21 protein-coding genes are annotated in these 21,875 nt (G+C 38.0%); 14 read left to right on the top strand and 7 right to left on the bottom strand.

Features of this window, described 5'->3' with window-relative positions; all coding sequences use genetic code 11:
* Window positions 1–583 precede the first annotated feature (583 nt).
* From rpsA to IPG37_05025, 7 genes are all read left to right on the top strand, one after another.
* On the top strand, window positions 584–2,464 hold the full coding sequence (gene rpsA / locus IPG37_05055; GenBank protein QQR53788.1) for a 30S ribosomal protein S1: 1,881 nt from the start codon (window positions 584–586) through the stop codon (window positions 2,462–2,464).
* Window positions 2,465–2,469: 5 nt separating this feature from the next.
* A complete protein-coding gene (gene ndk, locus IPG37_05050; GenBank protein QQR54288.1) occupies window positions 2,470–2,970 on the top strand; it encodes a nucleoside-diphosphate kinase in 501 nt (166 codons plus the stop codon).
* Between the two features lie 114 nt (window positions 2,971–3,084).
* Window positions 3,085–3,312, top strand: a complete 228-nt coding sequence (locus tag IPG37_05045; protein ID QQR53787.1) for a hypothetical protein — start codon at window positions 3,085–3,087, stop codon at window positions 3,310–3,312.
* Window positions 3,281–3,943, top strand: a complete 663-nt coding sequence (locus IPG37_05040) for a hypothetical protein (GenBank protein QQR53786.1) — start codon at window positions 3,281–3,283, stop codon at window positions 3,941–3,943. Before IPG37_05045 ends, IPG37_05040 begins: the two co-directional genes overlap by 32 nt.
* Before the next feature lie 162 nt (window positions 3,944–4,105).
* Window positions 4,106–4,606: a hypothetical protein gene (locus IPG37_05035; protein QQR53785.1), complete on the top strand. Its 501-nt coding sequence runs from the start codon at window positions 4,106–4,108 to the stop codon at window positions 4,604–4,606.
* A 147-nt stretch (window positions 4,607–4,753) separates the two neighbouring features.
* Window positions 4,754–5,302 (top strand): hypothetical protein, encoded by a 549-nt coding sequence (locus IPG37_05030; protein ID QQR53784.1) that lies wholly within the window; start codon window positions 4,754–4,756, stop codon window positions 5,300–5,302.
* Between the two features lie 128 nt (window positions 5,303–5,430).
* Entirely contained in the window at window positions 5,431–5,940 is a 510-nt protein-coding gene (locus IPG37_05025; protein QQR53783.1) for a hypothetical protein, read from the top strand.
* Window positions 5,941–6,006: 66 nt separating this feature from the next.
* Here IPG37_05025 and uvrB read toward each other — a convergent pair whose 3' ends face one another.
* The 4 genes from uvrB to IPG37_05005 all read right to left on the bottom strand — a co-directional run bounded on the left by uvrB (window position 6,007) and on the right by IPG37_05005 (window position 10,813).
* Window positions 6,007–7,971 (bottom strand): excinuclease ABC subunit UvrB, encoded by a 1,965-nt coding sequence (uvrB, locus tag IPG37_05020; GenBank protein ID QQR53782.1) that lies wholly within the window; start codon window positions 7,969–7,971, stop codon window positions 6,007–6,009.
* Between the two features lie 8 nt (window positions 7,972–7,979).
* A complete protein-coding gene (locus IPG37_05015; protein QQR53781.1) occupies window positions 7,980–9,152 on the bottom strand; it encodes a glycosyltransferase in 1,173 nt (390 codons plus the stop codon).
* 85 nt (window positions 9,153–9,237) lie between these two features.
* On the bottom strand, window positions 9,238–10,146 hold the full coding sequence (locus IPG37_05010; protein QQR53780.1) for a hypothetical protein: 909 nt from the start codon (window positions 10,144–10,146) through the stop codon (window positions 9,238–9,240).
* On the bottom strand, window positions 10,136–10,813 hold the full coding sequence (locus tag IPG37_05005; protein ID QQR53779.1) for a hypothetical protein: 678 nt from the start codon (window positions 10,811–10,813) through the stop codon (window positions 10,136–10,138). Before IPG37_05005 ends, IPG37_05010 begins: the two co-directional genes overlap by 11 nt.
* Window positions 10,814–11,086: 273 nt before the next feature.
* On the opposite strand from IPG37_05005, the gene IPG37_05000 reads away from it, so the two are divergent.
* Window positions 11,087–11,749, top strand: coding sequence for a hypothetical protein (locus tag IPG37_05000; protein ID QQR53778.1), 663 nt, complete (start codon window positions 11,087–11,089; stop codon window positions 11,747–11,749).
* A gap of 138 nt (window positions 11,750–11,887) precedes the next feature.
* On the opposite strand, the gene IPG37_04995 is transcribed toward IPG37_05000, so the two are convergent.
* From IPG37_04995 to IPG37_04985, 3 genes are all read right to left on the bottom strand, one after another.
* Entirely contained in the window at window positions 11,888–12,451 is a 564-nt protein-coding gene (locus IPG37_04995) for a hypothetical protein (protein ID QQR53777.1), read from the bottom strand.
* Between the two features lie 682 nt (window positions 12,452–13,133).
* Complete coding sequence (locus IPG37_04990; protein QQR53776.1) at window positions 13,134–13,532, bottom strand: hypothetical protein; 399 nt, start codon at window positions 13,530–13,532, stop codon at window positions 13,134–13,136.
* Between the two features lie 26 nt (window positions 13,533–13,558).
* On the bottom strand, window positions 13,559–14,899 hold the full coding sequence (locus IPG37_04985; GenBank protein QQR53775.1) for a cysteine--tRNA ligase: 1,341 nt from the start codon (window positions 14,897–14,899) through the stop codon (window positions 13,559–13,561).
* A gap of 137 nt (window positions 14,900–15,036) precedes the next feature.
* On the opposite strand from IPG37_04985, the gene IPG37_04980 reads away from it, so the two are divergent.
* The 6 genes from IPG37_04980 to IPG37_04955 all read left to right on the top strand — a co-directional run bounded on the left by IPG37_04980 (window position 15,037) and on the right by IPG37_04955 (window position 21,725).
* A complete protein-coding gene (locus IPG37_04980; protein QQR53774.1) occupies window positions 15,037–15,720 on the top strand; it encodes a hypothetical protein in 684 nt (227 codons plus the stop codon).
* Window positions 15,721–15,872: 152 nt separating this feature from the next.
* Entirely contained in the window at window positions 15,873–16,958 is a 1,086-nt protein-coding gene (locus tag IPG37_04975) for a hypothetical protein (protein ID QQR53773.1), read from the top strand.
* Window positions 16,959–17,157: 199 nt separating this feature from the next.
* A complete protein-coding gene (gene bamA / locus IPG37_04970; protein ID QQR53772.1) occupies window positions 17,158–19,758 on the top strand; it encodes an outer membrane protein assembly factor BamA in 2,601 nt (866 codons plus the stop codon).
* A gap of 69 nt (window positions 19,759–19,827) precedes the next feature.
* Window positions 19,828–20,445: a hypothetical protein gene (locus IPG37_04965; protein ID QQR53771.1), complete on the top strand. Its 618-nt coding sequence runs from the start codon at window positions 19,828–19,830 to the stop codon at window positions 20,443–20,445.
* Window positions 20,446–20,511: 66 nt separating this feature from the next.
* Window positions 20,512–21,183, top strand: coding sequence for a hypothetical protein (locus IPG37_04960; GenBank protein QQR53770.1), 672 nt, complete (start codon window positions 20,512–20,514; stop codon window positions 21,181–21,183).
* On the top strand, window positions 21,180–21,725 hold the full coding sequence (locus IPG37_04955; protein ID QQR53769.1) for a hypothetical protein: 546 nt from the start codon (window positions 21,180–21,182) through the stop codon (window positions 21,723–21,725). Before IPG37_04960 ends, IPG37_04955 begins: the two co-directional genes overlap by 4 nt.
* Window positions 21,726–21,875: the final 150 nt, after the last annotated feature.

The following is a 21,875-nucleotide window of genomic DNA, read 5'->3' as shown; positions in this document are numbered from 1 at the left end:
CTCAAAACTGTTTAAATATTTAACTGAATTAATAATCACGTGTATTACTTCTGATTATATTTCAAATAGCATTGATGTCAAATTTAACCTCAAATTTCTAAAATTTAAGCTATTTTCTGTATAATTATTTTCTATTTGAAAAGTTTCATTGAGTATTAATCATTAAAATACTGATCTGGTCGTATTTTTAAAGACATTGAACAATCCTATGAACTTCTGAGTCGATCTTTTGATGCTTTGCTTTCTGTTTTAATTAGACTGGATCGAGTATTCTATATTTTTATAACCCACAAGCTTTCATCTGGTGCTGTTTTTTGAATGAAAATGATAATTTCAGCTGGAGATCACCCTTAAAACCAGTGGTTCATGGCCAGAATGGTTTTGCCAGCAGAAACGGTAACTTTATTTCCATTTTGCGAGTCTTTCGATTTTATTTGCGTAATTTAGTACAATTGATAGACTGAAAAGAGCTTTTTGAAGGGTTATGTGTAATCTTTAAAAGCAGTGTCGTTATTTTTTAACAATAAAACCTCAGGTAGTTCATGCTATGCTGAGAAGGCGTCAAGCCTAAGGATTTTTGTTTATGTCAAAAGAGATGGTTCGTCCGCAGGATTTTTGTGCAGTCAAAAATAAAGCATTATTCGAAGATATCGATGTAGTGCTCAGTCCGGAACAGGAAGCGGAGCTTATGGCCTTGTATTCGCAGGCGTTTGCAGCATTTCAAACAGGCAAGCTTGTGACAGGAACGGTAGTCACTGTTGATTCCGATGGGGTACTTGTTGATATCGGTTACAAATCACGTGGCATGATTCACAAGTTTGAGTTTTCAGAGTTCGAGCTCAAAGAGATTAAAGCCGGTCAACAGATTGAAGTTATTTTGGATAATCTTGAAAGCCCAGAAGGCACCGTTGTTTTGTCGTATGAAAAGGCAAAAGCGATGCGTTCATGGAACAAGATTATGGAACTTTTTCATGAAAACAAGCCTGTCGAAGGCGTTGTGTTAAACAAAGTGAAAGGTGGACTTTCAGTTGATGTGGGTGTTCCTGCGTTCTTGCCAGGTTCTCAGATCGATCTGCAAAGAATTACCGATTTTGATCAGTTTGTGGGGCAAAAGATTGTCGCTTCGATCCTGAAAATCAATAAAAAGCGCGGCAATATCATTATTTCTCGTCGCAAATACCTTAATGATCAACGTTCTGAAGTACGTAAGCAGATTTTGGATACATTAAAACAAGGCCAAGTCATTCAGGGCATGGTCAAAAACATAACCAACTATGGTGTGTTTGTGGACATTGGCGGTGTTGACGGGCTGTTACATATTACCGATATGACTTGGGGTCGCATTGCACATCCAACTGAGATGGTCAAAATTGGCGACATGATTTCGGTCAAAGTGCTTTCGTTTGATGAGGCAAATCAGAAGATTTCACTCGGCCTCAAGCAGTTAATGCCAAATCCATGGGAACAGTTGGGCCAAACTTTGAAGGTGAACGATCACGTCAAAGGACGCATCTCAAGTATTACTGATTACGGTTTATTTGTCGAAGTTAATAAAGACATTGAGGGCTTGGTACATATTTCAGAAATATCATGGACTGACCGTATTGCAGATCTGAAAGACCGTTTTCATGTGGGTGATGAGATTGAAGCGATCGTTGTTTCACTTGATATTGAAAATCGCCGTATGTCTTTGAGTATCAAACGACTTGAAAAAAATCCATGGAAAGTGGTTGGTGAACAGTTTACTGTTGGTCAAAGAATCAAGGGAAAAGTGAGCAATATTACCGATTTTGGTATTTTTGTTGAACTATTGCCAGGAATTGACGGGCTTGTGCATATTTCAGACGTATCATGGACCGAGCATGTGCAGCATCCAAGTGATCGCTATGCGGTTGGTCAAGAGCTTGAAGCCGTGATTTTGGCAATCGATGTTGATAATAAAAAGGTTTCATTGGGCATCAAACAGCTTGCCGAAGATCCATGGACCATGGTTGAACAACAATATACCGTGGGAACGCTGGTTGAAGGCAAAATCTCAAAAATTGCAAACTTTGGGGCATTTGTACGTCTTCCAACCGGTATTGAAGGGTTATTGCATAATACAACCTTGACCCAAGACGAAGGCAAAAAAGCTGAACAGATGTTCAAAGTTGGTGACTCGCGCCAGTTTCGAGTTATTAATATCAACAAGGAAGAGCATAAGATCGGCTTAAGTACAAATCTGGAAGGTCGTTCGGGTCAATATCATCAAGAAAACAGAGAAACACATACTGTATCGCGTGATGAAAAACCTTCACGACAAGTGGCTTCTGGACGCAAAGATCGTGATAATCGTCAACGTACCGATGATGAAAATGTAGCTACTTCACATAATCAAAATAGTAAAATTAAAACATCATTCCAGATGGCACTTGAATCTGCAATGGCTGAAAATAAAAAAGATACCAATTCTGAAGGGAATTAACAATGATTGAATATACCTTTGCAATGATTAAACCAGATGCAGTGCTGGCAAAAAATAGTGGCAAAATCATAGATCTTATTGAAAAGCATGGTTTTGACATTTTGCGCATGCATAAAATTCATATGACCGAAGAGGCGGCACGCGAATTTTATAGCGCACACAAGGCAAAGCCATTTTTTGGTGAACTCGTTGAATTCATCTGTTCAGCGCCTGTCATTATTTTGGCCTTGGCAAAAGAAAATGCTATTGCCGACTGGCGCAAACTTATGGGCGCAACTGATTCAAAAAAAGCTGAAGCCGGTACCATCCGCGCACTCTTTGGAACCGATGTTGGTCGCAATGCAGTTCACGGTTCAGATTCATTAGAAGCTGCTGAAAATGAGTTAAGCATGTTCTTCCTTGATGAAGAAGACCTTGATGAAACAGCGGAAGATGATGAAGATGAAGAGATTGAGTTTTGCGACGATGAAAACTGTTCAGATGATGAAGGTTGTTGTGGAAACTAATCCATACAACGGTCTTTGAACTCTGTTTCAGATACTTCTTTGTGTAATTTAAAAAAGCAAGGGTGCGGATCATTCTGTATCCTTGCTTTTTTAATGTTTATTGAGGACAGGATTATGTTAAGAAAAACGATCTACCTTCCATATTGGATCCATTGGATTATCTGCTTGTTACTTGCCGCATTAGGATTTTTCTTAATTTTGGCAGCACTTGGCGAACTTATCATCCGTTTTTTGATAGCCGTGATAGGCTGCTTTTTGATCGGTTTTAGCATTCGATTATTCACCGGTCGTGCGCCAAAAGAGTATATCTATGAGTTGTACTGGCAAAGAAATTTATTTTAATTTTTTGACTTTTGTACAATTCGATTATAGTTTGACGATTGACGGTGGTATTTTAATTGCAGCATGTGAAGGAGCGAATATGTATGGTTTTATAATCAGAAAATCTTTTTTTGCAAGTCTTTTGTTTTCTTCTTTTGCTTCCAGTGCTCTGTTTGATAATCTTTCTGATATTCCGTATCATTATAAACGTAGTTGCATACAAACTCAGTATGATATTACTTTGTTGGCGGCCGTACCGCTCCTGTTATATTCGTGGCTTTTGGCTGAACAAGGATACCAAGAGGTTCATCTACAAAAAGGTGTTTATTACTCAATTGTGCAGGCAAGCAAGGCAGTGTGCAAAAAAATTGGCTTGTCGATTAATACTTTAGCACATGAAAGCATCTGTAAGGCTTTCTCGCCTGCGATTTTTGCTGCAGCCTGTTTTGGTGTAATTGAAAACTATTTTTCAAAAAATGAGACCGTGCATCTTGCTTTGACTTGTGGCACAGCCATTTTGAGTACCATTCTGTGCTATTGTCAGTATGACAAAAAGCAAGCAGCTGAAACAAAAGGTGCAAGCATATTGACACTTTCGATGATCTATGCACGACTTGCGTATTTAATTCAGTTGAATCGGTACCATGTGTAACAAAAGCTAAACCGTTGTAAGCTATTTTTTAAAAAACGATGCCCGGTAATTATATTTTCTTTTGACATTATCCACGTGATGGTCTAAGCTATGTTTCGGACAACGAGAAACAACTATGGTAAGTAGATATATAAGGTACACAGTAACAATAAGGATGCAAAAATGATGTATATACATAATGCAATGAAAAAAGCGATGCTTTGTCTGGCTTTTGGTGCAGGGTTTGCGACAGAAACGAGGGCAATGGATTGGCCTAGTTTTTTTGTACAACATCAATCAAAAGCAACGATTAGCCTCGCTGTATGGGGTTTGGGAATATCTAGTTTAGGACTAGCGTCTTCCGCATGGACGGACAGAACAACTGAGGTGAAAAAAAAATTCTTTGGTTTACTAAAGAATGACCACCCAGAGTTAGGTCTTCCACCTTTATTGGCGACAGGAATTGCGCACTTGCTCACTCATGGTTTAAAGTCCCAAGGCTATACTGACAGAAAAATCTTAGGTGGGGTACAGGCGCTTGGTTTACTTGCGCATGGTGTGTTTGGATATAAACGATATCAGGATAACAAGAAAAATAAAAACACACTCGCCAATGTAGTCTATTCAATTGCATTCTTGAACCAAGGATTGGCTACGTACAAGGCATTTAACGGCCTGTTATAGAACTTTTACGTTTTTTTAAAAGCACGTTTACGAATGGGCGAGGTCGATCTCGCCCATCTTTTTTTACTGGTGTGTTTGTTCAAGCTTCTTCAAAAGTCAGAAATAGAATTTCACTAATCGATTCGGTCTTTTGTCAATTCACGATTTATGAATAATAAGCATGCAGCCATGATGTACATACATAATGCAATAAAAGAGCTTTTACTTTGCCTCATGTTTTGTGTAGGGTTTGGGACTGAAACAAGAGCCATGGATATGCTTTGCACAGCTGGTAAGATCTGTTGTCAGGATCCAATCCTTTTAGTGTGGGCTGGAAACTCGTTGTATGTCGGATACAAGGTTTATACTCAATGGAAGGTGAATAGTTCTGGCAAAAAGCAGGGGTATAAACTTCCTAAAAGTGAGCTAATGGAAATTTTTGTTGAACAAGGTTTGGTTGAGCAGACCCCTTTTTCGCAAGCCTTTGTGGATGTCTATGGTTCTTTGAACTCAACGATCAATATGGTATCAGCTTTGAGTTTTCTTGTCTTACATGAGTACGGTAGGGCTACATTTTGTCTCAATACGGTTCTATTAATTTTTAACATTAGTATTGGATTGAGTCAACTTGAGCCTACTGCGCCTAAAAATATACCTAATGGTTTATCTTTGATAGTTCAAGTAGGTTTTGTTTGCAAAGCATTTAAAGATTTGTAAACAAAAGTATTTGTTTGTACTATTTTTTTGACATTATTTGATTAATGATTTACTTTTTATTCTGAAAAATCAAAAATAAAAAGATATTTTTCAATTCTCAAGTTAACTTAATTAAGGATTCCGTAGTAATGTATACACATAACGCAATAAAAAAACTGGTAATTTACCTTGTCTTTTGTGCAGGGTTTGTGACAGAAACAAGGGTTATGGAAACTGTGAAGACGCTATTGAATTTCTGTGTGCAACATCAAGCAAAATTGACAGTAGTACAGGTCGTCATCCCTTGCCTTCTTTTTGTAGAGGATTATCTAGGTCAAAAATTTTATGAAGGAGATGGCACAGATTTTGCTTTCAGCGTTAAAGATCCTTTTAAAAAAGCTTTAAAAAAAGGTTGGGAAGATGACCTATTTTCAAGTTTAAAGGTTACGCTGCTGATGGGAGGTTCATACGTGGTTACTCGCATTTCACGTCACTATGAGTGCAATGCTATAGTTCCGGCTGGCGTGAATCTATTGGCGTTTTGTTATTTGGAAAAGCAGCTGAAATCTGCAAAGGGCGAAACTCGAAACAATGTTCTCAGGAATCTTGCGCTGATTAATCAAGCATTAGCGGTTTATAAAGCATTGAACGGCTTATAATAACGGGCTGGGTTCATTTCATTTATTCTGTTTTTTAAGATACAATTTTTCTAAGTTTAATGGATCCTATTTTTGCCTTTTAATATCAAACAGTTTTTGTCGCAAGGTGATTGCAGTCTCAAAATCAAGTCGTTCCGCGGCTGCCTGCATTTCGGTTTCAAGTTCGGCAATATATCTGTCGATGTCGGTAGTCGGCACCTTCTTATTTTTTGCTTTTTTGTTTGCTGGTGATGCTTTGCCGATTGCTTCTTGCAGGCCGGTGATCGATTTGACCACCTCGCGTTGCACCGTTTTTGGAATAATACCATGCTTTTTGTTGTATGCAAGTTGCAGTGTTCGTCTGCGGTCAGTTTCGGCCATCGCATCATGCATGGATCCGGTGATCCTGTCCGCATACAAAAGCACCCGAGCTTGCGTATTTCGTGCGGCCCTTCCAATAATCTGAATTAATGATCGTTTGTCGCGCAGAAAGCTTTCAAGGTCTGCATCCATAATAGCAACGAGTGCAACCTCTGGCAGGTCGATGCCTTCACGTAACAGATTGACACCAACGAGACAGTCAAACTCGCCCATTCGCAATTTTTGCAACAGTTCCGTTCGTTGTGGTGTTTTCAGTTCACTGTGTAGATAACATACTTTGATCATCCGTTCTTCCAAAAATCTGGCAAGTTCCTCGGCAAGCTTTTTTGTCATGACCATGACGAGTGACCGAAAGCCTTTTTCGGTGGTAATTTCTATTTCGCTTATCAGATCTGCAAGCTGATTGATGCGTGGTCGCACGACAATTTCAGGGTCGACCAGACCAGTAGGCCGAATGATCTGTTCAACCAGGATCTTTGATTTTTCAATTTCGTACGGTCCGGGAGTTGCGGATACGAAGATGCTGTTTTTAAAATAACGTTCTATCTCTTCAAACTGTAGCGGTCTGTTTTCGTACGATGATGGAAGACGAAATCCGTATTCGATGAGTGATTTTTTGCGCGCACGATCACCTGCATACATCCCGCGTAACTGCGCAAGTGCGATATGTGATTCGTCCACGACCAGTAAAAAATCTTCCGGAAAAAAATCCAGCAAGCAGTAGGGCGGCTCTCCTGCTTTTCGTCCATCAAAATGGGACGAGTAGTTTTCAATGCCGTTGCAGTATCCTGTTTCTTTGAGCATCTCAATATCATGCTCAATGCGTTGCTTGAGCCGTTCTTGATACACTGGATTTGACAGCTGTCCAACTGCCACTGCAAGCTCTTTTTCAATACTAGTAATCGCAAGCTCTTTTCGAGATTCCGGAGTAACAAAATGTTTTGCGGGAAAAATGAGTGTATTATCAAGCTTCATATTAACGTTATTAGTCAATCGTCCAACCCAGCAAAGCTCTTCGATGGTACTGCCAAAAAGTTCAATGCGAAGTTTATCTTTCTGATACGGAAGTATTACCTCAACACTCGTTCCAACAACTGCAAAGGTACCTGGATTGCGATCGATATCATTTCTTTTGTATTGAATAAAAATAAGCTGTTTTAACAGTTCCTGCCTGCTTATTTTCTGCCCAACCTGCAGTGAAAATGCAAGTTCTTTATAATCTGTAGGGTTTCCCAAAGAATAGATACAGGAAACGGATGCAATAACGATCGTGTCTGGACGATTGATCAGTGATGCAGTTGCTTCAACCCGTAATCGTTCGATTTCACTATTTATTTTTGTTTCTTTGGGAACATAGATGTCTTGGGCAGGAAGATAGGATTCAGGTTGATAATAATCATAATAACTGACAAAATAGCAGACCTTATTTTCAGGAAAAAAGAGGCTGAACTCTTCATAAAGTTGTGCGGCCAACGTTTTGTTGGGAGCCAAAATGAGCACCGGTTTTACCTGTTTTGCAATAACATGTGCGATAGTAAAGGTTTTTCCAGAGCCGGTCACTCCCATCAAGGTTGAAATTTTACCTAAGTTTTTTGTTAGTTTTTCGATTGCTTCTGGTTGGCTTCCGGCCGGTTCAAAAGGACTGTGAATTTTAAATAATGGTTTTTTCATAAACAAGCTTACATTTTTTCTTTGAATAGGTGTAAAATTTCATAATACTGATTTAGTATCTTTTGAGCAATTATCTTTGGATCATAGGCCAAAGAAGTTTCATATGCGCCATCTTGAAGTTTGATAAATAGTTTTTCATTTTTTATGATAGATTCGATCACATGTGCCATCTGATCAGGGTATCCGGTTAAAAACCCGTTATAGTTGTTTTTAATGATCATCTCTTTTGAGTGATAAGCTAATCCGATGACTGGTGTGTTATGTGCCATTGCTTGTGCAATGATTTTTGACTGTTCAATATCGACACAGGTTGACAATAGTAGATCAGCATCTTGATAAAGGCTTTGGAGCTGTTCGTTTGATGGATTATCATACCAGCTAATTTTTTTTAAAAGTGGAAACCGAAACTGTTGGCAGTACTGAATCAGATGGCCTTTCCAATAACCCGAGCCTGCAAAAATAAGGTGTGCTGGCAATGAAAGGGCATCAAAACAGTCGATTAACTTTTCAAGTCTTTTTTTGGGTAAAAATCGACTGACCACCAGAAGTGTGATAGATCGGCATTGAAACTTTTTGTGTGCAGGTCTTTCTGATGGAAACAGAGCTTGATCAATAAAATAGGGAATAACAGTTGATTGAGTGGTCGATTCATAGATACGCAAGACATATTGAAACTCTTTGTTTGGCACTATAATATGATGTAACTTATTAGCAAACCGTCTGATAAAAAACTGTGTGATGCCAGCTGCAATATATCGCGGCAATGGTAATTGATGTATATATTCATGATATGGCACATCGTAGGTAAAAATAGTTGGTATCTTGTATTTGCGAGCAAAACGAATAGCCGCATGCCCAAGGAATAATGGATCATGAATATGAATAATATCTGGTTTCGATGCGGATAAAATAGCATGTATGTAATGATAGGCTCTCCAGGGAACGACCAACTGATTATCTCGATAGTTCACCTGGAACCATTTCGGAACATAATGTATGTCGATTGATCCATCTTTTTTATAAGATTCAATTTGTTGATCATTAACCGTTATGATTTTGCATACATGACCCCAGTCAGCCTGTTGTCCAACAAGCGATCTGACTGAATGTGCGATGCTCATTTCAGGGTGACTATTAGCAGGTGCAATGTGTACTATTTTTAACTTTTTTTCAGAAAACATTTTTTTGTTTTTTGGTTTTTACTATTCACGGTAGCGTAAAAAGAGTGAAGATACAAGCTCTTTTGTTATTTTACAACGAACTTTGCTACTTCTTTTTGAAAGTATGATATATAAGATTGTCATCAACTGTTTGAAAACGCAGATCATGCCATGGATTTCCATGAGTTTGCAGTTTTGGGATCACGGTTTTGATGGTATACAGCTCTGGCTTGAAGGTTTCAATGTGTGACCACGCAAGTGGCATAGCAACTGGTGCGCCTGGAATGGCTCGTAATGAATAGGGCGCAATGATGTGATCGCCAAATCTATTTGCTTGAATCTCAATAGCAACTTTTCCAGGGACTTCTTGCGTGTGGTCATGTTTTAAAAAAAGAGTCTGTGGATAGTCGACCACTAAATGTAAAGCAATTGCATGAGCGTAGTGTAATACTTTTTCAAAGTCATGATTTGGTTCCATAGGCACAACAATATAAAGACCATTAGATCCATTGCTCATCGGCCATGTTTGTAGGTTGTGCGTTTGCAACAGTGTCCGGAGCTTTTTTGCAGCCCATCGCAAAATATCAAGCTTGGTTCCATGTGCAGTTGAAAGCTCAAAAACCATCAGATTAGGTTTTTTTATCTGTTCAGTGGTTGAAAGCCACATGTGAGGAGTCACACAGTACTGATTGATGACAAAAAGAAGTGATGCTTCATTATTGATAACCAGATGTTTTTCAGGTATACGCTCTTTTCCGCACAAAATGTTTTTGTGTGCGATCCAGTCTGGAAAGTTTTTTGGTTCATGTTCATACAGTTCTGGTTGATGATCAATGCCTTGTGGAAAGCATTCCATGACAATTGGTCGGTTTTTGATTAATGGCAACAAAAAGGTGGATATCAACTTGTAATAGGTAATGATGTCGTATTTTGTAATATGTTGACGTGGAAAAAGCTCCTTCTGCTCATCTTCAATTTCAATGATATGGGTTCCGATGATCAGTTTAATTGCCATTATGTGCCTCTATTTCAATCTGTTTGATGGTTCTGTCCGTTTTTACCGAACGATTAAACAAACGCATGATATTTTTCTTCTGGCTTGCATAATCATCAGCTATTTTTTGTAGATACCACACAGAGGTGTCTTTTTTGCCAATCCCTTTTTTTAAAGTGTATATACCCTTCAGTCGTTGACCGTTGAAAGTCAAATGTAATGAGGAAGTATTTTTATGTTTGGTTATGTGCATCTGGCCATGGTCCCACAGCATGACAATAAACCTTTCACTCTTAAGCTTTTTCGTCTCGATGACCCCTTCAAACAGACACTCTGCTTCTGTATGGACCTCTTTTGATTCAAGTGCAATTCGTTGATGTGATGGATTAATGCTGATACCTTTGGGCAGCTGCCATTTGCGAATCTGTGTACCGATTTTAATATAAAGATCAAACTCTACTTTTTTGCCAACCGTTTTGTGAACAAAAAACTCTGTTACCGGTTCCTGTACGTCTTTTTTATTACTTTGGCTTGTATTGCTATCTGTTTTTTTGATTTTCTCTGTTTTTGAGAAAGCTGCCTGTTTTAATAATTGCGCCTGAAATTGCATCTTTTTGGGCAGGCTTTTTTGAGCAAACAAAATGATTGCGCTCACATATACCATAACAAAAAACAGTTTTTTATTCATAAAGTGGGTCTTCTAATGTTTATAATTCATATCTGTATTATATTATACAAAAAATATATAATACAAAGTCAATTTATTTAAAAATATTAAGATTTAAATCGCCTCACAGTTTGTTTACATTAAAAATAAGGATTTTCTATTTAAGGAATCTAAGTTAAAACTTGATGACCGGTCAATTAACCTGTAAGATCAATAGTATATCGATCAAACTATAAAATCTTAGTTTACGTATTTCTATAACTATTTTGTAACTCCTTTTTTTAGGGTCCGTCTATGAATAAAAAGTACCTGTCATATGTAGTTGCTCACCTATTCTTAATCACTGTTTGCCATCCATCCCATCATAACCAGACACGCATTACGATTGAGGAACCCACCAAAGAAACCTGTTTGATTGGTGAAAAAAATCATGAAGAAATGCGAGACTTGAATCTTACAGTTTTGCTTGGTGTAGCCATACTTAAATTGGTCGGATCACAATGCAATATTGAAAAACTACCATTGAGCATGAAACAAACAGTATCACAAAAAGGTGGAGCTATATTGCCACGAATAGGTGTTCTATTGTTTGCTAATGCATGGATGCATAATAAACAAGCAGCCGATTTTAAAAAAATATATGTAATGGAAGAGTATTCTGAGAATAAAAAAGCAGATCTAGCAAAAAACGAAGACCTTCCTAACGAAAAACCACATATTGTAGAACAGCAGCAAAACCTAGCTTCGCTTGATCGTACTATTATGTATCAAAAATATGATATGCGAAAATCGTACGGGAATCAATTTTTCAGCTTAACCGTTCCGTCACAGTCTTGTCATAACGACCAGACTGTTTTTAAAGAGGCAGTCAGCAAAAAGACCCTTTTCAAAACATTCATTTTTGCTCCCGCAAAGCTTTTTTCTGCAATTGCTGAATTACTATTATTTGGTGAATGATATTGTAAAAGTGGAAACAACCTGCACACAGATAAAAAATATATCAAATACGGTTGTTTCCACTAGATTTAATTAGTACGCACACAAAAGCTTCAAGTATAGCTTTTTGTAGAAGCAGTTGAAGTAGAAGCCTGTCTGTTAGTTCTTCTTATGTATCGGTTCTAAAGCATCCATAGACAGAGCTGCAAAGAGAACACTTCGATAGGGACTTTCATCCATAAGCTTTATTATTGTGGTTCTTGCGAAATCTGGTCGACCCGTGTTTTTAATAGCTTGAAAGTTCTGCTGGTACAAAGCTACGTCATGATCCTTTAGTCCAAATTTATACCTATTATTTGCAAATAACTGAAGTAATGGCCCATGTGTACTGATTAAATCATTGAACTTATCCATGTTGAACGTAGTTTTTTCAGAATAAGAATGCGGTAAAATTTCTCCCTCTTCCAAACTGGAATTGTCAGAAGTATTTTCCAAGTTGAAGGGGTTATAAGTATACTTTTCTGTTATATACGACTTCATTTCTCCATTCGGACTTTCTCTTTTTGTAAACCAATAAACGGTGTTTTCTTTTGGTACATGCTGAAATTCATGATTACCATGTCTTAGTATCATAGACCAAGCTTGTTGTTCAAGAATCAAACCTAAAAGCGAAAATACCATTTTTGTTTTCTGTTTGTGTAGTTGATGGAATGTTATTGACATGAGCGAAAAACCCTTTCATTTAAAGTATATTATGTTACAAATAGAGATTGAACTAAGTAAGCAGCACAAATAAAGCCTATCTGTTTATATTTTTTTATTTCAAACAGCTTATGCGCAAAAGATTATGCATACTATTTTGTAAATTGTCAATACAAATTGTAACATTCATTAGCACTTCAAATATTTTTATATTAAAGCATTTTTCGTTAAACTATTACCAATTGATAATTGCAAAAAGGTGATCCTTGCTTCACTTTACTTACTTTTTTCAAGATTGCGTCTGTTGTTTCGTGAATGTCAGTGTTTGTTTATTCGAAGACTGTTTTTTATAAGATTAGGTTGAGAGCGAAGCGTGTCGCTGTCGAAGGAGCGGCAAAAAAATAGAAAAATATGTTTATGATCAGTAAAGACTTTGGTGGAAACAACGTAAATACAGCTAACAATATATCGAATACACGGTTGTTTTAACCAGATTTTTAAAATTCGTACCTTTTTGGTTCAGCTATTGTTATCTATTCATCCAGATATGTGCAGCGCTGACACCAACTGGTACGATAAAGTCGATCCACTGGAGAAAATGGTCTTTAGGATCAAGAGGAATATACCCTGACTTAGAAGAGGGACATGGGTTGTTGCAAAGCAAAAATCTTCTTAGGCTCTCAGTATCTTTATGGGTAAACACCTATTTCTTCTTTACATAAAGCGCCACACCAGTTCCTAGTGTATATGTCGCCAGCAGTTGCATGTTTAGACCGTTTCCACCAAAAAAATAATCTCCCAAGAGCGTGGTTACTATTAAAGCGAATGTTGGTGAGTGTGTCGTACTATTTGTAAGTTTACTTAGGAACACTTTCGTGTGGCAGCTTTCATTCAGTAGTGCGTCCTTTTTTATTGCTTCCCAGCCCGAAAACACCAGGTTTCCCCCAAATACCATTGCAATCGGGAATGCATAGCTCCCATCCCGTATGGTTTGCGTACAACAATTAATAAATCTGTCCATTCCAGCGCCCCGTTGTGTATGCGCGGCAAAAATCAATAAAAATAAGATTTTAGACTTCCAAAAGCTGTATTTTACATTCATCTAGATATCCTTCTATTCTTTCTGTCTCATGTTTTTTTATCATGTACCGTAACTCCATGTTGCAACAGAAGTTCACGCAACTCATCAGCCTTTTTCCAATCTTTTGCAAGTCGTGCCTGTTCCCGTTGATCAAGCAGCTCTTTGATCTGTTCTGTTATTTCAACAGTGCTTTGATTAACAGGCTCCAGCGTGAGGCCCAAAAGATGGACAATCATTAACACAATGACTTTCATTTCAGTTTTGTCTTGCGCGTCTGTTTTGAGGTATTCAAACAGCTGGCCGATAAAAGCAGCCGTGTTCAGGTCGTCGCACAAACAGTTGAAAAGCTTTTTGGTCCATTCGGTGATCTGTGTGTCGCTAAACGTGAGCGATTGATGCCGGTCGACGCCTGTGCTTTGTGTCCATTTTGTGATTTTTTCATAGCTTTTTTGCGCAGCGTCCATGCCTTGGCGGTTGAATTCGGCCGGTGAGCTGTAATGAAAGGTCAAAAAGTAGTACCGCAAAACCATCGGGTCATACTTTTTCAAAATATCCTCAAGCGTGATAAAGTTGCCGACCGATTTCGACATCTTTTCATGATTAACGGTGACCAGGCCGTTGTGCATCCAGCAGTGTGCAAACGGAGCGCCAAACAATGCTTCTGATTGCGCACGTTCATTTTCATGGTGTGGAAAAATCAGATCCAGTCCACCCGCATGAATGTCGATATGTTCACCCAGATACGTTGCAGCCAGTGCTGAACATTCAATGTGCCATCCGGGACGGCCGTTACCCCACGGGCTTTGCCAAAAGGTCTGTTCTGACTCAGATTTCCACAAAACAAAGTCGGCCGGATTTTTTTTCTGATCTCGCACGGTAACTCGTGCGCCCGCCTGTGTTGCTTCCACCTTCTGTTTTGAAAGTGCGCCGTAGTCGGAGTATGTGTCGATTGCAAAATACACGTCATTTTCGACTTGATATGCATGCCCTTTGTTGATCAACTGTGTTATAAAATCGATAATCTCTTCGATGTGATCGGTGACACGTGGTTCATGCGTCGGATCACAGACGCCCAGTACTTTCATCACGTCTTTGTAGTCGTTAAAATAACGTGTTGCAACTTCATGATATCTCATGCGATCACCATGCAGCTGCTGCGCTTTGACAAGCAGTTTGTCATCGATGTCGGTGATATTTCTGCAGTAGTTGACCTGATACCCAACGCATTGTAACAGTCTGAATAGCACATCAAACGAGATGTAACATCTGCCGTGCCCGATATGTGCTTTGTCGTACGGCGTGATGCCACACACGTACATGGTCACGTGATTGTTGACAAGCCGCAACGGCTGCTTTTTTCCGGTCATGCTGTTGGTAATCAGAATCATGAAAATCCTTGAAAAATGAGTTCATCTTTTTTCATTGTAACAAAAAAGCTTTTTTTTAAAAGAATAATCTGTTAGACTCCACCTTGAGATCGGCATGACAAATATGTATTAAATTTTAAAAAGATACGATAAATAAAATGATAACAAAAAAAACTTTTTTATACTTATGTTTTCTGCCAGTGATGTTTGGTAGTTTGGTAGTACGTGGGTCGGAAGAAAAGAATGCACTAGAAAAAAGTATAATAAGTAGTGCTACAATACAAGGTAACAAGTTGTATCTTTTGAAAAATAAAAAAAAACCCTATAAGCACTGGAATATTGAATATCAAACTGACCAATTAGATGATCGTTTTCCATCGAATGATACATTATCTTTTAAAGAGGCGATGCCACGGAAAGATCAGGATAATGAAGAAAATGAACGCAAGACTTCTGAACGTTCTGCTCAGCAGAAGCGTATAGACAACGCCATTAACAATAAGTTAAAAGATGATATTTCTGATTTAAAAAAAAAGGTTCTGGAGTTAGAAACGCAGATGCAGCAAAACTTTAATAGGGTAGATGCTTCAAATTTCTGCAAAGTACTTAACGTTTATAATGAAATCGTTCAGCTTAATGAACAACTTATTTTTTTGAATCAACAATTTCAAACATTATCTGCCCGTGTAGCTAAAATTGAAACATCTAATGGATTTTCGTATAAAAATCCGTGTTTATGGATCAGTATTTTCCTTGGATTGTATGTAATATACAACAGCTTAGAACAGCGAGCAATTCGTGCGCAGCTCAATATTCCATGTCCATTTCCTTCATTCAGATGATCATCAAGCCCATTCTGACAGTCAGGGCGTTGACGGATCAACTGCGGTGACGCTGCAACTCCCCATTTTTTAAGCCTTGTTTGCTCATGTCTTTATTTTTGCTCACACAGTTTGGTATGATTGCACTGAAGTAGAGCGCAAGGTTTATGAAGATGTGGAGAACTATGAAGGTTTTAAATAAGTTTTTATATTTTTTTGTTTTTGTATTAGCTATTTTTGACCTATTCTCATCTCAGACTCCTTCAGATTTGTCTGCCTTTTCTGCAAATCCTGCAAGCAACCTGACACGAGAAAATGCACGTAGTTTGACTCAAGCACAAAGGCCAAATCCACAAAGACCCTTTTTGCAACGTGGTGAGGCTCGGCGATTCAGCCAGGGTAGCCTGAAAGTTGTTGTAGATAATCTAAATGTTACACCTGAAAAAAAGCTTGATGCATCCTCTTTAATGTCTGAGCAAGAAAAGCTAATAGTACCAAAACTTGAGTTACCAACCAAAACACAAGACAATACTTCTGAGGTTGAAACAGAAGCCGATTCACAAATAACATCATCTCAAGAATACGAAAGCGCCTCTGATGGCGAAGGAGAGAGTAGTGAGACTGCCCAGCAACGAATTGACGAATTTATGGCTAATGTAAAGGAGGTAGTTAGAAAAACAGTATTCGATTTAATAGACGAGATAGAACTTGACATCACAAAATTAAAAAGGGATTATGCAACCCTGAAAATATCTTCGGAAGCAATTATTGAAAAATTACGGACAGAAAGAAAAGATGAACGAAAAAGATTAACTAGTTTGGAAACAAATTTTTTTAATTTCAAGCAGCTATTGAATGAGCCTTACAAAAATATTGCTACCTATGGACCTGAAGTTGAAAAACTCAATAAAACAATGTTAAAATGTTTAGATGCAATCGTAACAATAGAAGAACAGCTCGGCGCTTTGGCTGATTGGAGAAAAGATATTAGCAAAAAAATACTGTTACTTTCAGAAAAGCAGGATTTGCAACAACCGGGCATTCAAGAAGAATTTAAACAAGAGAATCAGCTTGACAATCCGATCAAATTTCAAAACCTACAAACTTATTGGCATTGGTATTCCATGAATAATCCATTTTTCTGGGTCTGTTTATTGTTGCTTTTTGAGCATTATGATGGTCGCGTTTTGTTATGTGCGATGTATAATCAGTTGGATATACAGAATAAACTACAGTCAATGCAATCCTATTTTTCTTGAACTGGTCAAACCAACTCATACGTTTCTTCTTTGGTAAAAGTAAAATTCTTAAAGCTAGATGATGAAAGGTCAGTCTAGTCAATTTTTACAAGCATGCTAATCTTATCCTGATGATTCTTTAAAAGAGAATCTTGGCGAGAATTAAGATGCATATATACTTGTAAAATGAGATATTCGTGATCGTAGTAGGACTTTAAGAATGATGAAGCTATTGAACAGTCTGTGTTTGGTTGGGATGATATTTTTTGGTTCTATACTTTCTACAGATAAAAATCTTTTAAACGAAATAACTGAACAGGACGAAGATATAACACTTTTTGATCAACTGTATGATGACACTGAAGGTGAACAGGAGGACGAAACTCATGATCAGGTAGAATCAGAACAAGAAAATCAGGTTGTCACGCAAGCTCAAAACGTTATTGACTATACTGCAAATCCATATATTGGCAAACGAATTGCTCGCGTTCGGGTGGTTGGTAACAGATACATTGAATCAAGCGGCATTCTTATCTATGTGCCCTACAAAGTTGGCATGATCTACAAACCTACCCCTTTTATAAAACAGCTGTATCATGGCATTAAAAAGCTACATTTTATTAAAGTAATGGTTGAGCCTGTTGAAAATGACATGATTGAAATTATCATTCAGATTGAAGAAAAGCCACAGGTAAAGCAGATAGCGTTGGCAGGAAATAAGGCTTTACAAACAAAAGATATTCTCAAAGAAGTTGATATTGAATCAATCGGCTCAATAGATGCGCAGGATGCTCAGTTGCTTGCGCTAAAAATAAAACAGCTGTACAAACAGAAGGGATATTTTTTTGCGAATATTAAGCCTGAGTTTGTTTTTGATGATGAAGATCATGTAACAGTGACCTTTCATATTGCAGAACACAAAAAAACAGCTATTAAAAAAATAGGTTTTAAAGGTAATGAATCATTTTCAGACAAAACGCTACGTTCGATTTTACTGACCAAAGAGGAATGGCTTCTTTCTTTTCTTGATAAAACTGGTGCGTATCATGAAGAACGAGCAAAATATGGCGACACCCAGGTGCTTGAGCAGTTTTATCAGAACAACGGTTTTTTTCATGCAAAAGTAACACAGGTTGAACCAATCATCGATGAAAAAACTGAAAGCATGGATCTTCTGTTTACCATTCAAGAAGGACAAAAATTTACGTTTGATTCAATAAGCGCCAACTCCTCGCAGGAGTTTGACCAAGCGCATATTTTGGCATTAATTGGCATTGAAAAAGGACAGATCTATTCAAGACAGGCTGTCATGAATGCAGTCAAGCTCATAGAAAGCCTTTTTGCTCACCAAGGTTATATTTTCACACATGTCGATCCGGTCATTATCCCGAATGAAAAAGAGCAGACCGTTTCCGTGCATTTTACCATCGAGCAGGGCAAAAAAATGGTTTTGAACAGACTAACGATTCGTGGAAATAAAAAAACATACGACAGTGTCATTCGCCGGAAACTGCTTTTACAGGAAGGTGAATACATTACACAAAAACTGTTGCAACAGTCGAAGCAGAATGTGCAAGCACTTGGGTATTTTGATCCAAAAGATGGAGTGCAGTGGAGAATCAAGCGACTTGATGACCAAACGGTAGATATTGATCTGATGGTCAAAGAGGTCAAAACGGGGCACTTCGGCCTTAACATCGGATACGGTGGCAACCGAACTGACTCAAGTTCGCCGTTATCCGGGTTTACTGTCAAACTTGATTTTGCAAATACAAACTGGGGCGGCAGCGGTGTGCAGGTTAATGCTTCCGGATCATGGGCACACGAAGAACAGACACTAGCCTTTCATATTGCGCAACCGTGGTTGTTTGATAAACCGGTACTTGGCGCACTGGATATTTATCACAAACGCCCAACCTATGATGAGTTGCGAAACCTTGAAACGGGAGCGGTGCATGAAAAAATTACCGGTGGTGCGCTGACGACTGGATATATTGCCCATTCAGAAACGGGACTGTTTTATGATACACAACTGTTGGCATCTGTTGGCGTTGACAGTGTATCGTATGAAAAACGGCCCAAAGCACGACTTTTTGGTGCAACTGATCTTGAAAAAATGCAGACTACTACCTATCAATCGATATTAGATTCAGCATTTACCAAAGGTGAATATATGTGGTGGTCGTTTAATGTCGAACAGGACATGCGCAACCATCCAATGTTTGCACGTGAAGGACACAGATGGAAACTGGTTTCAAAAATCGCAGTGCCAACATTTGAGAAAGCGATCGGGTTTTTCAAAGTCTCGTTCGATACGCACTGGTATACAACGTTAATCGAAGATTATGATCTGATATTACATCTGCACGGATTTTTTGGTGCAGTTAACAGAATTGACAATAAAGCGATCCCCTTTGCAGAGCTGTTTCATATCGGTGGACCGGCAACAGTTCGTGGATTTAGGTTCGGCGAAATCGGCCCGAAATTTATGAATGATACCGGCATCGGTGCCAAAAAGGCCGTATTTGTCAACGCTGAGCTTCTATTTCCGATCACAGCTGATTACAGCATGCGAGGCGTGGTGTTTTATGATGGAGGTTCTGGTTGGGACAATCCATATGTGGATGATCCTGACAAAGCATTCATCAAAGGAAATAAGTTTGACTATCGCCACTCTGTTGGCGTTGGTATCCGTTTGACCAGCCCAATGCCGGTTCGCATCGACTGGGGCTTCAAACTTGACCCACGAAAAGATCGCAACGATCGGTCGCGTGATGAAACGGCAAGTGAAGTTCATTTTGGCATGTCGTACGATTGGTGAAAAGAACTTCTAAAAAAACTTTTTTTCATATAAAATAGTTAAAGAAATCTTTTTTTAAAGTTTTTCAATATGTTTTATTTAATTATTGCGTGTTGCACATTTTTTATATCAGAACTTTGTGGCAGTCAACCACTTGAAATTTCCGAAAATGCGCAAGGCTCATTACGACTAATAAAAATAGTTAAAGATGAATTTCCATGGGTGGAAGCTCCGCGCTTAAAAATATATACTAGTTCGTCTGGTTGGTCATTGCGTTCAATTTTTTTTGGAATGCCTGAGTTGCGGCTCTCTTTTGAAAACCAGGATGGCGAGTTTCTTACATGTAAAACTAAAAAACTGCTGCAAAAGTTTCAAGCTACTGAAACTTTGCCATGTTCGATTGATGTAAAGTATGGGCTTTATCAAAAAGATCATACAAAGGAAAGTCTGTTTTCTGTTGAATTTGAACAAACATGGTACAACAACTGGGTTATCTGTATCGATGAAACAAAATACAAAAATGAGGATTTCTATCATTATGCTTTTAATGGACCAATAAGCTATAAAACGGTCGCTTTAGAAGTAACAGTTTTAGGATTTTTACTGGCTGCAGCGCCTTGTTTGTATTTCAAGGGACAGGCTTTGAACGATGGTTGTATTTCTGTTATGCATTTCCTCATCGATGAGTTTAACAGATTAAAAAAGTGAGCTACTTGCTCCTTCCTGTTTGTTGTGTTACTTTTTTTGAAGCTTTTGTTTGCAATACGGTTTTTTATGTTGAAAAAACAGCAAACTGTTATTCTTGTCTGTTTTTTGTATGATACACAGCTGATCGCTTTTTCTGTTTCATTTCAGTTGCATGGAGCGGTTACCATTTGTCATGCGATTACAGTTTCTGAAAAAAGCGGGTTTATTGTTGATGGCATTATTTTTAACTGGACATCTCTTTTGAAACTCTTTGAACAACATTCGATCAAAGCTACGCACATTCTTATCATTCCAAAGAATAAACAGGTAATCGAGTCATACAGTTTATCTGACAGTGCTGATAAAAGCGGTATACAGGTAAAGTCTGGTGTCCAAAATGGTTGTCTGACCTATTGCGGTTTAACCTCCCACAACCAATATCTTTTTTATCAGACGGCTATCGATCATGCCACACTTTTTCAGTATCAACTATTTGCAAAGTTTTTGGCGACTGATTTTTTGGGAGTTTTTACCCAGCAGCAACTGTTTTTTTATGCATATCATGGATGTAAAGGCTCTTCGTTTTCGCACACACAGTTGGCACTTGATATTGAAAAGTATAAACCATTTTACCTGGCACTTGATCAGGGTTTTTTAAAACGGCAGGTGCACTGTTTGCCATCTTTGCAATCTCACTTACTGGATGAATACTGTAGTGCAATTTTTGGATATATCTATTATGAAAGGCACCTTGCATGAAGCAGGATCATTTTATAACAGCTACAACAATCAAAACACAAACAACAATGAACAAAAGAAAACAGTTGCTGTTTGCCTCAACCCTATTTTTTATTGGAATAGTCGCCTTCTTTGATGGAAGAACGATTTTAGAACTGTATGATCAAAAAAAGCTATATGATCAAAAAAAATCAGTTTTTCAGGAAAAACAGGAGCTTGCATTTAAACTTGAAAAGCTTGCAAAAGAGGACAAGAGTAAAATAAGTACAAACTCGATTCTTGATGATTCTTTTCTGTCTCTTCTTGAATATGCAGTGCAAAAGAGTCCAAAAGTGGTAATTGCAAAAATCAAGAAAGATCAAAACAAGATTTTAATCGATTGTGAGGCAAAAAATTTTGCTGCAATCAGTGAAGCTATCGCCGAGCTTGAACTGTTTTTACATAAAAAATTCAAAATCGATTCATTGGAACAGAAAGATGTTCTGTTCGCCCATCTTTCTTTAAGCCATGGAAAAACTCAAAAAGTTGCAAAGAAAAATGATTCGCCTATACAAACTAATTGACTCCGTTAATGTTAAAGGGCTGTTGTAATACAAAAATTTAAAGCTGTCATTACACGCTTTTTGAAACTACCTATCAAAAAATACGGTATTCCACTCGACCTGTCATTTGAATTTTGAGCCATTATGAGTACAAGTATCTGTAATATTAAT

The organism is bacterium (assembly GCA_016699125.1).
Taxonomy (GTDB): Bacteria; Babelota; Babeliae; order Babelales; family Vermiphilaceae; genus AWTP1-30.
This window is presented reverse-complemented; position numbering and strand designations above follow the sequence as displayed.